Origin of the sequence: Nocardioides sp. cx-169, from assembly GCF_021083605.1 — a bacterium.
In the GTDB taxonomy this organism is placed as follows: Bacteria; Actinomycetota; Actinomycetes; order Propionibacteriales; family Nocardioidaceae; genus Nocardioides.
In genome coordinates, this window is the sequence record NZ_JAJNRO010000012.1 from 16,766 (window position 1) to 30,628 (window position 13,863).

The 13,863-nt window shown below is 72.6% G+C and carries 17 protein-coding genes; 12 read left to right on the forward strand and 5 right to left on the reverse strand.

Annotated elements, in window-relative coordinates; translation table 11 throughout:
- Nucleotides 1-98 precede the first annotated feature (98 nt).
- The 5 genes from guaA to LRP67_RS16730 all read left to right on the forward strand — a co-directional run bounded on the left by guaA (nt 99) and on the right by LRP67_RS16730 (nt 4,071).
- A complete protein-coding gene (gene guaA / locus LRP67_RS16700) occupies nt 99-1,682 on the forward strand; it encodes a glutamine-hydrolyzing GMP synthase (RefSeq protein WP_231271300.1) in 1,584 nt (527 codons plus the stop codon).
- A gap of 75 nt (nt 1,683-1,757) precedes the next feature.
- Nucleotides 1,758-3,056: a calcium-binding protein gene (locus tag LRP67_RS21590; protein ID WP_269211715.1), complete on the forward strand. Its 1,299-nt coding sequence runs from the start codon at nt 1,758-1,760 to the stop codon at nt 3,054-3,056.
- Between the two features lie 54 nt (nt 3,057-3,110).
- The gene (locus LRP67_RS16720) at nt 3,111-3,512 is read left to right on the forward strand and encodes a phage holin family protein (protein WP_231271301.1); all 402 of its coding nucleotides are present in this window, start codon (nt 3,111-3,113) and stop codon (nt 3,510-3,512) included.
- Complete coding sequence (locus LRP67_RS16725) at nt 3,512-3,763, forward strand: DUF3618 domain-containing protein (RefSeq protein WP_231271302.1); 252 nt, start codon at nt 3,512-3,514, stop codon at nt 3,761-3,763. The genes LRP67_RS16720 and LRP67_RS16725 overlap by 1 nt, the downstream gene beginning before the upstream one ends.
- A 41-nt stretch (nt 3,764-3,804) precedes the next feature.
- Entirely contained in the window at nt 3,805-4,071 is a 267-nt protein-coding gene (locus LRP67_RS16730) for a hypothetical protein (protein ID WP_231242145.1), read from the forward strand.
- A gap of 82 nt (nt 4,072-4,153) precedes the next feature.
- Here the strand turns inward: LRP67_RS16730 and LRP67_RS16735 are convergent, their stop codons facing one another.
- Nucleotides 4,154-4,837, reverse strand: a complete 684-nt coding sequence (locus tag LRP67_RS16735; RefSeq protein ID WP_231271303.1) for an HAD family hydrolase — start codon at nt 4,835-4,837, stop codon at nt 4,154-4,156.
- 113 nt (nt 4,838-4,950) lie between these two features.
- Between LRP67_RS16735 and LRP67_RS16740 the strand changes: the two genes are divergently transcribed.
- From LRP67_RS16740 to LRP67_RS16755, 4 genes are read left to right on the forward strand one after another with little or no spacing between them, the layout of a single operon-like run.
- Nucleotides 4,951-5,235 (forward strand): Rho termination factor N-terminal domain-containing protein, encoded by a 285-nt coding sequence (locus LRP67_RS16740; protein ID WP_231271304.1) that lies wholly within the window; start codon nt 4,951-4,953, stop codon nt 5,233-5,235.
- 55 nt (nt 5,236-5,290) lie between these two features.
- Nucleotides 5,291-5,500 (forward strand): hypothetical protein, encoded by a 210-nt coding sequence (locus LRP67_RS16745; RefSeq protein ID WP_231242142.1) that lies wholly within the window; start codon nt 5,291-5,293, stop codon nt 5,498-5,500.
- Nucleotides 5,501-5,520: 20 nt separating this feature from the next.
- Nucleotides 5,521-5,940, forward strand: coding sequence for a hypothetical protein (locus LRP67_RS16750; protein WP_231271305.1), 420 nt, complete (start codon nt 5,521-5,523; stop codon nt 5,938-5,940).
- A gap of 8 nt (nt 5,941-5,948) precedes the next feature.
- Nucleotides 5,949-6,335, forward strand: a complete 387-nt coding sequence (locus tag LRP67_RS16755) for a VOC family protein (RefSeq protein WP_231271306.1) — start codon at nt 5,949-5,951, stop codon at nt 6,333-6,335.
- A gap of 55 nt (nt 6,336-6,390) precedes the next feature.
- On the opposite strand, the gene LRP67_RS16760 is transcribed toward LRP67_RS16755, so the two are convergent.
- A complete protein-coding gene (locus tag LRP67_RS16760) occupies nt 6,391-6,537 on the reverse strand; it encodes a GPGG-motif small membrane protein (RefSeq protein WP_231242139.1) in 147 nt (48 codons plus the stop codon).
- 130 nt (nt 6,538-6,667) lie between these two features.
- Between LRP67_RS16760 and LRP67_RS16765 the strand changes: the two genes are divergently transcribed.
- Genes LRP67_RS16765 through LRP67_RS16775 form a run of 3 tightly spaced genes read left to right on the forward strand, consistent with a single transcriptional unit; the run spans nt 6,668 to nt 10,427 of the window.
- Nucleotides 6,668-8,053: an FGGY family carbohydrate kinase gene (locus LRP67_RS16765; RefSeq protein ID WP_231271307.1), complete on the forward strand. Its 1,386-nt coding sequence runs from the start codon at nt 6,668-6,670 to the stop codon at nt 8,051-8,053.
- A gap of 26 nt (nt 8,054-8,079) precedes the next feature.
- A complete protein-coding gene (xylA, locus tag LRP67_RS16770; RefSeq protein WP_231271308.1) occupies nt 8,080-9,249 on the forward strand; it encodes a xylose isomerase in 1,170 nt (389 codons plus the stop codon).
- A 2-nt stretch (nt 9,250-9,251) separates the two neighbouring features.
- Entirely contained in the window at nt 9,252-10,427 is a 1,176-nt protein-coding gene (locus LRP67_RS16775) for an ROK family protein (protein WP_231271309.1), read from the forward strand.
- 36 nt (nt 10,428-10,463) lie between these two features.
- Here LRP67_RS16775 and LRP67_RS16780 read toward each other — a convergent pair whose 3' ends face one another.
- Genes LRP67_RS16780 through LRP67_RS16790 form a run of 3 tightly spaced genes read right to left on the reverse strand, consistent with a single transcriptional unit; the run spans nt 10,464 to nt 13,765 of the window.
- Nucleotides 10,464-11,687, reverse strand: a complete 1,224-nt coding sequence (locus LRP67_RS16780) for an ROK family protein (protein WP_231271310.1) — start codon at nt 11,685-11,687, stop codon at nt 10,464-10,466.
- Nucleotides 11,688-11,696: 9 nt separating this feature from the next.
- Complete coding sequence (locus LRP67_RS16785; RefSeq protein ID WP_231271311.1) at nt 11,697-12,971, reverse strand: sugar ABC transporter permease; 1,275 nt, start codon at nt 12,969-12,971, stop codon at nt 11,697-11,699.
- 17 nt (nt 12,972-12,988) lie between these two features.
- On the reverse strand, nt 12,989-13,765 hold the full coding sequence (locus tag LRP67_RS16790) for an ATP-binding cassette domain-containing protein (RefSeq protein WP_231271312.1): 777 nt from the start codon (nt 13,763-13,765) through the stop codon (nt 12,989-12,991).
- Between the last annotated feature and the right edge of the window lie 98 nt (nt 13,766-13,863).

A 13,863-nucleotide genomic window follows, 5' to 3' on the forward strand; every position in this document is an offset into this window, starting at 1 on the left:
GAGGCGCAGGGGTGGTTACGTCGCCGGGCCGGGGTGACACAGCCGGGCCGGCCACCGGCCAGCGACCACGCTCGATCGGCGCTCGATAGGCTGGCGCCATGACGCAGCCCGCGGAGCACGATCTGGTTCTGGTGGTCGACTTCGGGGCGCAGTACGCGCAGCTGATCGCCCGCCGTGTGCGCGAGGCGCGGGTCTACTCCGAGATCGTGCCGCACCACATGCCGGTCGCCGACATGCTCGCGCGCAACCCGAAGGCGATCATCCTCTCCGGCGGCCCCGCCTCGGTCTACACGCCCGGCGCCCCACAGCTCGACCCCGCGCTGGTCGACGGCCGGGTGCCGGTGTTCGGCATCTGCTACGGCTTCATGGCCATGGCGCAGGCGCTCGGCGGCACGGTCGCCCACACCGGCCAGCGCGAGTACGGTCGCACCGAGGTCGAGGTGCTCGAGCCCGGCACGCTGCTGGGCGCCGTGCCTGCCACGCTCACCTCCTGGATGTCGCACGGCGACGAGGTCGTGGCGGCGCCGGACGGCTTCACCGTCAACGCCCGCTCGCCGCGCGCCACCGTGGCGGCGTTCGAGCACGTCGAGCGTCAGCTAGCCGGGGTCCAGTGGCACCCCGAGGTGATGCACAGCGAGCACGGCCAGGCCGTGCTGGAGCACTTCCTGGTCGACATCGCCGGCTGCCGGCCCACCTGGACGATGGTCAACATCGTCGAGGAGCAGATCGAGTCGATCCGGGCCCAGATCGGCGACCGCGGTCAGGCCATCTGCGGGCTCTCGGGCGGCGTCGACTCCGCCGTTGCGGCCGCGATCGTGCAGCGCGCGATCGGCGACCGCCTGACCTGTGTGTACGTCGATCACGGGCTCATGCGCAAGGGCGAGACCGAGCAGGTCGAGCGGGACTTCGTCGCCGCGACCGGGGTCGACCTGAAGGTCGTCGACGCCGAGAAGCAGTTCCTCGACGCGCTGGTCGGGGTCAGCGACCCGGAGCAGAAGCGCAAGATCATCGGCCGCGAGTTCATCCGGGTCTTCGAGGCGGCCGAGGCCGAGATCCTCGTCGACGCGGTCTCCGGCGACGACGGCGACAAGGTCGCGTTCCTGGTGCAGGGCACGCTCTACCCCGACGTCGTCGAGTCCGGCGGTGGTGCCGGCGCCTCCAACATCAAGTCGCACCACAACGTCGGCGGACTGCCCGACGACCTCGAGTTCGAGCTCGTGGAGCCGCTGCGGACCCTGTTCAAGGACGAGGTCCGGCTGATGGGGGAGCAGCTGGGGCTGCCCGCCGAGATCGTGCACCGCCAGCCGTTCCCGGGGCCCGGCCTGGGCATCCGGATCATCGGCGAGGTCACCCGGGATCGCCTGGACCTGCTGCGCGAGGCCGACGCCATCGCCCGCGAGGAGCTGACCCGTGCCGGACTCGACCGCGATATCTGGCAGATGCCGGTCGTCCTGCTCGCCGACGTCCGCTCGGTCGGCGTCCAGGGGGACGGCCGGACCTACGGGCACCCCGTCGTGCTGCGCCCCGTCACCTCCGAGGACGCGATGACCGCCGACTGGGCGCGGCTGCCGTACGACGTGATGGAGCGGATCTCCACCCGCATCACCAACGAGGTGAGCGAGGTCAACCGGGTCACGATCGACATCACGTCCAAGCCGCCCGGCACCATCGAGTGGGAGTAGCGACCCCGGGGATCCACCGCGGGTGAGTTGAGCGATCCCGCCCCGCGCCTCGCCAGATCCGTTACCGTGGCGCGCATGTCGCTCCCTCGATTCACGTCCTCGCGCGCCCTCGTGGTCGCGGCCGTGGCGGCGCTCGCGGTCATGCCGGCCGCGGCGAGCGCCGCCATGATCAACGGCTCCAACACCGCCAACAAGCTGATCGGGACGCCGCGCGCCGACCGGATCAACGCCCAGGGCGGCAGCGATACGGTCAAGGCGCGCGGCGGCAACGACACCCTCAACGGGGGCCCCGGCAACGACAAGCTCTACGGCGAGGGCGGCGCTGACACGTTCAGCGACACCTCGGGCGACGACCTCCACGTGGGTGGGGCCGGCAACGACAAGTTCAGCGACGCGCGTGGCAACGACACCATGAAGGGCGGCGGTGGCACCGACAGGATCTCCTCTGGTCCGGGCCGCGACCTCCTGACCGGCGACGCCGGCAACGACTTCCTCAACGGCGGCGACGGCGACGACCGCCTCGACGGCGGCGTGGGCAACGACCGACTCACCGCCAGCACGGGCGCCGACACCGTGCTCGGCGGTGCGGGCAACGACTACGCCGATGCCGGTCCCGACAACGACGTCGTGGACGGCGGCGCGGGTGTCGACACCCTCTATGGCCAGGCGGGCAACGACGTCATCCACGCCGGACCGGGGGACGACCGCGGAGCGCGCAGGGGCAACGCCAGCACCGACTTCGAGACGCGCGTCCACGGCGGCACTGGCAACGACCGGCTCTACGGTGACGCCGGCAACGACAGCATGGGCGGCATGGGGGGCGACGACATGCTCGACGGCGGGACCGGCGAGGACCAGCTGATGGGCGGCGCCGGCACCGACCGGCTCTTCGGTGGCGACGGGCGCGACGAGCTCGACGGCGAGGCCGGCGACGACATCCTGGACGCCGGCCCGGGCGACGACTCGTGCCCGGGGATGTCCAAGGACTACGTGGCCCAGCCCAGCGTCTGCGACCTCAACATCACCGGCGACGAGGGCGACGACATCATCTACCCGGGCTCGGGCGTCGACAACGTGTTCGGCGAGCAGGGCTACGACACCATCGTCGTGACCAACGACGGCGCCTATGACCGGCTGTACTGCGTCGACGGCGCGTCCGAGCCGAACCTGCCCCCCACCGGTGGCCGGCTCCTGGCCATGGGCTCGCTCGACCCGCTCGACGACCCGAGGCGCTGTGAGGTCGACGTCATCGAGACCCGCGAGGAGGCCATCGCCAAGAACGTCGCCGTGCTGTGGGACCACGCCGTGGGTGTCTCGACGCGCACGAGCGCCCGTGCCGAGCTCTGGGCCGCCAGGCACGCGTCCCTCGGGTGACCCCGCCGACCGGGTGACCGTTTGTCCCGGCTCTCGGAGGGGCACCGGGTCGGCATGACCCAGTCACCCCAGCCGGACTCCCAGGAGCCGATCGGCGCCCTGATGCACCGCCTGTCCGAGCAGATCCCGGACCTGGTCCGCAGCGAGCTGCGCCTGGCGCAGGTGGAGCTGGCCGAGAAGGGCAAGCGCGCCGGCGCCGGCGCCGGGTTGTTCGGCGCCGCCGGACTGCTGGCCCTCCTCGGGGCCGCGACCCTGGTCGCCACCGCCGTGCTCGCCCTCGACCTGGTGCTGCCGGCCTGGGCCGCCGCCCTCATCGTCGCGGTCGTGCTCCTCGCCGCCGCCGGTGTGGCCGCGCTGGTCGGCAAGAAGGAGATCCAGACCGCCACGCCTGCCGCCCCGGAGCGGGCGATCGCCGGCGTCAAGGAAGACGTCGCCGTAGTGAAGGGACAGCACTGATGTCCAGCAACGGCCGTTCCCCCGAGGAGATCGAGGCGGACATCGCGCGTCAGCGCGAGGCACTGGCCGAGACCGTCGACGCGCTGCAGCACCGGCTCGACGTCAAGGCCCGCGCCAAGGGCAAGGCGGCCGAGCTCAAGGAGCGCGCGACCACCGACACCGGCGCACTGCGCCCGGACCTCGCCGCGACCGCCGCGGCGGGCGCGGCGCTGATCATCGCCCTCGTGGTGTGGCGCCGCCGTCACCGCTGACCCGGATTTGCCCTCACCCCTCGAACGAAGGAGCACCCCTCATGAAGAAGATCCCTCTCCTCGCCGCCGCTGCAGTCGGCTACGTCCTGGGCAGCAAGGCCGGCCGGGGTCGCTACGAGCAGATCCGCTCGGGCGCGCAGAAGATCGCCGAGAACCCCAAGGTCCAGGCGGCCACGTCCAAGGCACAGGAGGCCGTGGCCTCGCAGGCCGCCGCGGCTGCGGACGTCGCCAAGGAGAAGGTCACCGACGTCGCCTCCGCGGCCGCCGACAAGGTGCGTCACGACACCTCGGTCAATCCGGCGCCCTGAGTCTGGCGCCCCGAGTCTGGGAGCACGCCGCTCCCGGTGTGGTTCACCCCTGCCGCCGGCCGGGTGGCCGCCGGCATTCGGCTCAGCGGCCGGCGCCGCCGAGCAGGGGCGAGGTCGCGAGCCGCGCCACCAGCTGGGCCGGCGTGTCGTAGACCTCGGTGCACCCGGCCTCGCGCAGCTCGGCCTCGGTGATGCCACCGGTGAGGACGCCGATACACGCCACTCCGGCGTCGGCCCCCGCACGTGCGTCCCATACGGCGTCGCCGATGAGGACGGCGCACTCGGGGGCGGCGCCCACGGCCTGCAGGGCCTGGGTCACCAGGTCACCGGCGGGCTTGCTGTGCTCGGCGTCCGAGCCCGACACGGTGTCCGCCAACAGGTGCTGGGCTCCCTCGACCAGGTCGAGCATCGGCTGGGCCTGGTCGCGCTCGCCCGAGCTGGCCAGGACCAGCCGCAGCCCACGGTCGTGCAGGGCCTCGAGCATGGCGGCCGCCCCCGGGGTCGCGGTGATCTCGCCGAAGTGCTGGTCCAGGTGGCGGGCGTGCCGCCGGCGTACCTCGTCGCCCATCGCCCGCTCGACGGCGTCGCCCGCGACGTGGGCCACGAGCCGGTCGCTGCCCATGCCGATGGCGCGGTGGATGTGGTGGGAGGCGGCGTGGACGCCGACGTCGCGGAAAGCCGCGTGCCAGCAGAGGGTGTGCACGTAGACCGAGTCCACGAGGGTCCCGTCCAGATCGAGGACGACGGTGTCGATGGTGCTGTTCAATGGATCCTCCTGTGGTCGACGGCCGACTCTTTCACGGTGGGTCCGGGAGCAGGTTCACCCCGAACGGTGGTGTCGCCCGGAGCGGCCACCTGGCTAGGTTCAAGGAGTCGATGATGGGAGCAGCCATGCCGGCGGACAAGAAGCCCGGGCCGAGCGTCAAGGACGACGAGCTGTACGAGAAGCTCCGAGACGAGGGCAACAGCAAGGAGAAGTCGGCGCGCATCGCCAACGCCGCCGCGGCCTCCTCGCGCTCGGAGGTCGGACATCGCGGTGGGCAGTCGGGCTCGTACGACGACTGGACGGTCGACGACCTGCGCAAGCGGGCCGCCGAGCTGGACGTCGAAGGCCGCTCCTCGATGTCGAAGGACGAGCTGATCGACGCGCTGCGCCACCACTGATCGTGCCGGCGCGGGCCGGAGGACTGACGGCCGCCGCCGTGGGGTACCGGGTGGCATGGACACCGAGAAGCTGCAAGCAGTGCAGGCCGTCGTCGACCGCGTGACCTCCTGGCAGGACGGGGCCACCGAGGGCACCGTCGAGGAGGAGCTGCGCAAGGGGGCCGGCGAGGTCGGCGTCGAGCTCTCCGAGGACGAGGTGAGCCAGCTCGCCGATGCCATCGAGTCGCGGCACGGGGCGGTCCAGGCCTCCGAGGTGCTCTCCTGACCGGCCCGGACCCGGACCACGTGCGGCCCGAGGGCGTCTCGGACGCCACCGTCGGTGCCCTCGGCACCCTCTCGGAGGCGCTCGAGGCGGTGGAGGCCGCCCGGGGCCACCTCTACGCCTTCCATCGCCTCTGCGGCACCGCGGACCTCACCCTCGGTGACGCCGTCGAGAAGCTGCGCGAGGCCGGCCACGGAGACCTGGCCGACCGGGTCGCCGACGAGCTGGTCGGCCGCAACGTCCTCCACGGGCGGTGGTCGTTCCAGATCGTCGAGGACTACGACGACCACTACTGGTCGGCGTTCCGTGAGATCGAGCGCGCCGCGCGCGAGGAGCTCGTGCAGGGTCGTCGACACCTGTACGAGTCGGAGATGAAGGAGGACCGCCGCACCCACGGGCGGCCCCACCACGAGTCCCGCCCCGACGACGTCGTTGAAGCGTAGGGTGCGGCATGACCCGCGCGATCCACCATCTCGACCTCTGGGTCAGTGACCCCGAGCGCGCCGCCGACGAGTGGGGCTGGCTGCTCGGCGAGCTGGCGTGGGAGATCGACATCGAGGGCTCGTCGTGGGTCCACCCCGACGGGACCTACCTCTTCCTGGAGTGCTCGCCCGATCAGGTCGACGAGCCGCACGACCGCCTTCGTCCCGGGGTCAACCACATCGCGCTGCACATCGAGAGCCGTGAGCGGCTGGACCGGGTACGGTCCGAGTCGTCGGCGCACGGCTGGCACGAGCTGTTCGCCGACCGCTACCCGCACGCCGGCGGGGAGCAGCACGTGGCGCTGTACATCGAGAGCTCCGAGGGCTTCGAGGTCGAGATCGTCGTCGCCGGGTGAGACCTATCGACGCCGGGTCGCGACGTGCGTGACGCGCGACCCGGCGCCGGACCGGCTAGCTGTTGAAGATGCTGTAGCCGCCGGGACCGACCGCGAGGCCGACGATGATCAGCACGATGCCCCACAGGGTCTCGCCCTTGAACAGCTGGAAGATGCCGGCGATGACCAGGATCACCGCGAGGATCCAGAGGATGAAACCCATGACTTGCTCCTGACGTTGATGGTGCGCGGACGCGATCGTCCGCCGTCCCCTCCGTCAGTACCCGCGCCGCTGCTGACGTAGTCAGGATGACCCCTTGACTTAAGTTCGAGTCGCGTACTTAATGGGGGGCATGACCTTGGTGCTGGGTGTCGACTCCTCGACGCAGTCGACCAAGGCGGTCCTGGTGGACGCGGCCGACGGCGCCGTCGTCGCCGAGCGAGCCGCCCCCCACCCCGTGGGCACCGAGGTCGACCCGCGCGCCTGGCTTGCGGCGTACGACGACGCCACGGCCGGCCTCCTGGAGCGGGCCGAGGCGCTCGCGGTCGGCGGCCAGCAGCACGGGATGGTGGCGCTCGGGGAGGACGGCCGCCCGGTCCGAGACGCCCTGCTCTGGAACGACACCCGCTCGGCCGACGCCGCGCGCACGCTGGTGCGGGAGATGGGTGGGCCCGACGCCTGCGCCGCAGCTGTCGGCAGCGTCCTGGTGGCCTCGTTCACGGCGAGCAAGCTGCGCTGGCTGCGCGACCACGAGCCCGAGGCCGCGGCCGCCGTACGCGAGGTCCTGCTGCCGCACGACTACGTCTCCCGCCACGCCGCCGCGCCGGGCACGCCCGCCTTCACCGACCGGGGCGACGCGTCCGGGACCGGCTACTTCGACGCCACGGCCGGCGCCTGGCGCCGCGACCTGGCGGCCGCCGCGCTGGGTCACGAGGCGGCCCTGCCCCGCGTCGCGGTCGACGGCGAGGCCGCCGCCGAGACTGCCGCCGGTCAGGTGCTCGGTCCCGGCACCGGCGACAACATGGCGGCCGCCCTGGGCCTGGGCCTCGGTCCGGGCGACGTGCTGGTCTCGATCGGCACCTCCGGGGTCGCCTCGGCCGTGAGCGCCATCCCGGTGGCTGACGGCACCGGCACGGTCACGGGCTTCGCCGACGCGGCCGGCGGCTACCTGCCGATGGTCACCACGATGAACGCCGCGCGCATCCTCTCGCTGCAGGCGCAGTGGCTCGGGGTCGACCTCGATGCCCTCGCCGACCTGGCGCTGGCCTCCGAGCCGGGGGCGCGGGGCGTGACCCTGTCGCCCTACTACGGCGGCGAGCGCACCCCCTACCGTCCGTCCGCGGTCGGCACCTGGACCGGGCTGAGCGACGCCACGACCCGCGAGGACCTGGCCCGCGCGGCGTTCGAGGCGCTCCTGTGCTCGCTCGCCGACGCCGTGGACCGCCTCGCCGCCACCACGGGCGACGAGCCGGCCCGGGTGCTGCTCGTCGGCGGTGCGACCCGCAGCCCGGCGGTCCGCGCGCTCGCTCCGGCCATCCTGGGCCGGCCGGTGACGCTCCCCCCGGCGGGGGAGTACGTCGCTCGCGGCGCCGCCCGGCAGGCCGCCTGGGCGTTGGCCGGCACGCCCGCACCGCCGTCCTGGGCGCTGGCCGACACCGTCGAGCTCGAGGCCGAGCCGACCCCGCACGTCCGAGACACCTACGCCCGACTCCGTGACCGCACCGAGACGTGGTCCTGATCCCCCAGCACACGAGAGGCACCGTCATGACGACCCAGATCCCCGCCCCCACCCCCGAGGACAAGTTCTCCTTCGGGCTGTGGACCATCGGGTGGACCGCCCGCGACCCCTTCGGCGACGCGACGCGAGCGCCGATGGACCCCGTGCACGCGCTCGAGAAGCTCGCCGGCCTCGGCGCTTACGGCGTGAACTTCCACGACGACGACCTGATCCCGTTCGGCAGTGACGACGCCTCGCGCGCGGCCATCATCGAGCGGTTCAAGAAGGGCCTGGCCGACACCGGCCTGGCCGTGACCACCGCCACCACGAACCTGTTCACCCACCCGGTGTTCAAGGACGGTGGCTTCACCTCCAACCTGCGCGACGTACGCCGCTTCGCGATCCGCAAGGTGATGCGCAACATCGACCTCGCCGCCGAGCTGGGCGCGGAGATCTACGTGGCGTGGGGCGGTCGTGAGGGTGCGGAGTACGGCGCCTCGAAGGACGTCGCCACGGCGCTCGATCGCTACAAGGAGGCCTTCGACGTGCTCGGTCAGTACGTCGTCGACCAGGGCTACGACCTCCGGTTCGCGATCGAGCCTAAGCCCAACGAGCCGCGCGGCGACATCCTGCTGCCGACCATCGGGCACGCGCTGGCCTTCATCGAGACCCTCGAGCGCCCCGAGCTCGTCGGCGTCAACCCGGAGATCGGGCACGAGGAGATGGCCGGGCTCAACGCCGCCCACGGCTACGCGCAGGCGCTGTGGCAGGGCAAGCTCTTCCACATCGACCTCAACGGCCAGCACGGCCCGAAGTACGACCAGGACCTGCGTTTCGGCGCCGGCAACGTGCGAGGCGCCTTCTGGGTCGTCGACACGCTGCTCGCCGGCGGGTACGACGGCACCGTCCACTTCGACTACAAGCCGACCCGCACCGACGGCGAGGAGGGCGTCTGGGCCTCGGCCGAGGCCTGCATGACCAACTACCTCATCCTGCGCGAGAAGGCGCGGGCCTTCCGCGCCGACCCGCAGGTGCAGGAGGCGCTGGCCGCCGCCGCGCTGCCAGAGCTCGCCGAGCCCACCATGGGCGAGGGCGAGAGCTGGCAGCAGCTGCAGGAGTGGGAGCTGCCCGACGTCGAGGCGCTCGCCGCGCGCGACGCCGGCTTCGAGCGCCTGGACCAGCTCGCGCTGGAGCACCTGTACGGCGTGCGCGGCTGAGGATGGGGCTCGCGATCGGGTCGGACCAGCCGGCCAGCACCGAAGGGCTCCGGCGCCGCAACACCTCGCTGGTGCTGCGCAGCCTGCGCCGGCAGGGCCCGGCGACCCGCGCGGAGCTCGCCAAGCGCACCGGCCTGGCCAAGGCGACCGTCGGGGTCATCGTGGGCGGGCTCGCCGAGGTCGCCGCGGTCGACGAGTCCGACTCGGTGCCGGGCGGCCGCGGCCGCCCGGGCCGGCCGGTCACCCTGACCGGCGAAGGGCTCCTCGGGCTCGGGCTGGAGCTCAACGTCGACTACGTGTCCGCGGTGCTCCTGGACCTCGGCGGCCGGGTTCGCCTCAGCGAGACCCGCCCGGCCAGCGACGCCGCGCGGGTCCCGGCCCTGCTCGACCTCGCCCGTGACGTCGTACGGCGTGAGCCGGCGGGGCGGATCATGGGCGCCATGGTCGCCGTACCCGGACTCGTGCGCAGCGACGACCGGTCCGTGGCCTGGACGCCGAACCTCGACGCGACCGGGCTCGCCTCCACCGTCGAGGCCGCGCTGGGCGGTCGGTGCCCGGTGTCGGTGGGCAACGACGCCAACTGCGCGGCGTACGCGGAGTCCCACCACGGGGCAGCCACCGGCGTGGCGCACGCTCTCTACCTCACCGGCACCGTCGGGATCGGCGCCGGGATCGTGAGCGACGGCCGCCTCCAGCGGGGCTCGACCGGCTTCGCGGGGGAGGTGGGCCACATGCCGATCGGTGACTCCACCGCCGTGTGCGGCTGTGGCCGGCGCGGGTGCTGGGAGGCGTCGGTGGGCCTGCACGCGATGCTCGCGGCCGTCGGCATGCCCGAGCTCGACAACCCCGTGCTCTCGGCGGCGGCGGTCGCCGCGCGCGCCGCCGACGACCCCGCCGTACGCCGGGCCCTCACCCGGCTCGGCGAGGACGTCGGGCTCGGCCTGGCCGTCCTCGCCAACGTGCTCGACCCCGAGGTGGTCGTGCTCGGCGGCTACTTCGTGCCGCTGGGCGAGCACGTGCTCGGTCCCGCCCGCCGCTCGCTCGACGAGCGGCTGCCCTCGGCCGCGCAGCGCCGCCCCGACCTGCGCCTGAGCACCCTGGGCATAGAGGCCGCCGCCCTCGGCGCCGCCGAGCTCGCCCTCGAGGGCGTCTTCGCCGGCGACGTCCCTGTCACCTGAACGGGTCAGCGGTGCGGGGCGACAGTTCCTGACGGGTCAGCCGGCGAGGGTGGGGCCGACGCCGGTGAGGGCGGTGCCGAGACCGGCGACGGGGTCGACGAAGAGCGGCTCGAGGGCGATCTCGGCGGCGCCGAGGAGGACCGAGTCGGCGCCGAGGCCGGGCAGGGTCAGGGTGACCGACTCCAGCGGAGCGGGCAGTGAGCGCTCGGCGAGCGCGACGTGGACGTCGGTGCGCACCAGTCGGAACAGCTCGCGGAAGTAGCCGCCCAGCACGACCACGCGCGGGTTGAAGGCGTTGACGATGCTGGCCAGGCCGTGGCCGAGGTGGGTGCCGATGACGCGCAGCTCGGGCGTGGGCTCGCGGAAGGCCTCGAGCGCCTCGCCCAGCTGGGCGACCTGGTGCTGGGGGTAGCCGATCGCGGTCGCGATGGCGTGCGCCCCGACCTCGGTCTCCCAGCAGCCGAGGTTGCCGCAGTGGCAGAGCTGGCCGGTGGGGTTGAAGCTCAGGTGGCCGACCTCGCCGGCGTACCCGCCCGCGCCCTCGAGCCGGAACCCCCCGGTGATCACGCCGGCACCGACGCCGACGTTGCCGGAGACGTAGATGAGGTCGTCGATGCCGACCCCGGCGCCGCGGTAGTGCTCGGCGAGCGCGCCGAGGTCCGCGTCGTTGGCGACCAGCACCGGGACGTCGACGCCGAGCGCCGCCAGGATGATCGACCCGAACGACACGTCGTGCCACTCCAGGTTGGGCGCCAGGCGGATCAGTCCGTCGCCGCGCCGGACCAGGCCGGGCACGCTGACCCCGATCCCGACGAGCGGTGCGTTGTCGGGGGCGTCGGCGACGACCTCGCGGATCAGGGAGGCGACGGTGCCGCCGACCTGCCAGGCCTCGCTGCCGTCCGTGATCGCGGCGCCCGTGCGCTGCTGGATGACGCCGCCGAGCCCGACGCGGGCCACCACGACGCGGTCGACCCCGAGGTCGACGGCGATCACGAACGGGCCGCACTGCGAGAGCCCGACGCCGGCCGATGGACGACCGGCGCCGGTGCGCGGATGGGCGGGCAGCGCCCGCTCGGTCACGCCCAGCGACTCCAGCTCGCCGACCAGCCCCGCGATGGTGCTGCGGTTCAGCCCCATCTGCAGGGTCAGGTCGGCGCGCGACATCGTGCCCGCGCGGTGGACGTGGCGCAGCAGGGTGCCCAGGTTGTGTCGCCGGACCCCCTCCTGGTTGGTCCCGAGTCCGGAGCGCTGACGGCTCATGATGTCGGCCTAGACGCCCGCCGCGGAGCGACGGCGGCGTGAGATGGCGTCCACGCTGGCTGCCAGCAGCAGCACCCCGCCGGTCACCACGAAGTTGATGTAGGCCGCCTGGTTGAGCAGCCCCAGCCCGTTCGGGATGGACGCGATGACCAGGCCGCCGATGACCGCATCGATCGCCCGGCCTCGACCCCCGAAGAGGCTGGTGCCGCCGATGACGGCGGCGGCCACGGCGTACAGCAGCTCGTTGCCGCCGCCCGAGCCCGGCGAGACCTTGCCGGTGTACGACGCCGACAGGACCCCGCTGACGGCGGCCATGCTGGAGCAGATGACGAACGCGGAGATCTTGATGCGAGTCACGTTGATGCCGGCGCGGCGCGCCGCCTCGGCGTTCCCGCCCACCGCGTAGAGGTGCCGCCCGAAGCGGGTCCTGGTGAGCACGAAGGTCCAGAACAGCAGCAGCACGACCACGACCGGCAGCACCCACGGGATGCCGCTGATGTTGAACAGCCTGGGGTTGGGCGCGCGGTTGGTGCTCAGCAGCGCGGTGACCCCGAGCACGATCACGGCGAGGACGACGATCTGGAGGATCACCAGAGGCAGGGGCTGGTGCACCAGGCCACGCGCGGATCGGGAGTAGTAGCGCCACAGCGCCAGCGCCGCGAAGCCGAGCACGATCAGCGCCGCGGCGATCCAGCCAGCCGTCACCGGTACGTTCTTGATCGACAGGCCGCGCAGCACCTCGTCGTTGAAGCGCAGCGAGCCGCCGGAGCCGATCAGCTTCAGCGGGACGGCTTGAAGGGCGAGGAAGAAGGCGAGGGTGACGACGAACGACGGGATGCCCAGGAGCGCTACGAGCGACCCGATCGCCACGCCGATGACGGCACCGACCGCGATGCCGGCGAGCGTGGCCAGCCACCACGTCCAGTCGTGGTCGATCAGGACCAGCGCCGTGACGGTGGCGGCGGCGCCGCCCGCCACGCCGGCGGACAGGTCGATCTCGCCCAGCAGCAGGACGAAGACGAGGCCCATGGCCAGCACGATGATGGAGGCGGCCTGGATGGCGAGGTTGGCGAGGTTGTACATCGTGAGGAAGCGGTCGTGCAGCGACGAGAACACCACGAAGAGCACCAGCAGCCCGAGGACGGCGGGCAGCGAGCCCATGTCGCCGCCCCGGAGGCGATTGAGGTAGTCGCGCGCCGAGTCGGCGACGGTCGCCGCCTGGCGGGTGTCGGTGGAGAAGGCGCCGTCGTCGGCCTTCGTGGGCGTGTCGGATCCGACAGTCATGATGAGTGGTCTCCTGGTCAGACGGTCGCGGTCGCGGGGTTGTCGGCGATGCCGAGGTTCCCGGAGCGTCCGGCGGTGATGAGCTCGACGATCTGACCGTGGGTGACGTCCTTGACGAGGACATCGGCTGCCACACGGCCGAGGTAGAGGGCGGTGAGGCGGTCGGCGACCTCCATGACGTCGCCCATGTTGTGCGAGATCAGCACCACGCCCAGGCCGCGGTCGGCCAGACGGCGGACCAGGTCCAGGACCTGGCGGGTCTGCGCGACTCCCAGGGCCGCGGTCGGCTCGTCGAGGAGCACGACCTTGGAGTTCCAGAGCACGGCCTTGGCGATGGCGACGGTCTGGCGCTGGCCGCCGGAGAGGCTCGCGACGTGCTGCCGCACGGACTTCACCGTGCGCACGGACAGCGACGACAGGGTCTCGCGTGCGCGAGACTCCATGGACACCTCGTCCAACACGATCCCGTGGGTCTGCTCGCGACCGAGGAACATGTTCTCGACGATGTCGAGGTTGTCGCACAGTGCGAGGTCCTGGTAGACGATCTCGACGCCCAGAGCGGCGACGTCACGGGGGCCGTGCACGGCGACCGAGTGGCCCTCGAAGAGGTACTCACCCGTGTCGCGGCCGTAGATGCCGGCGATGATCTTGACCAGGGTCGACTTGCCGGCTCCGTTGTCGCCGACGAGAGCGGTCACCTGGCCGGGGTAGACGGCGAAGTCGACGTCGTGCAGCACGTGCGCGACGCCGAAGCTCTTGTTGACCCCGCGCAGCTCGAGCAGCGGTTGTGTCATGCCCACTCTCCTCAGAAGCGTTGTTCGGCGAGCCGATCGGCGTCCGGGCCGAGTGTGGGCCCGGAGCCCGTCGGAGCCCTGCCCCCGCGCGAGGGCGG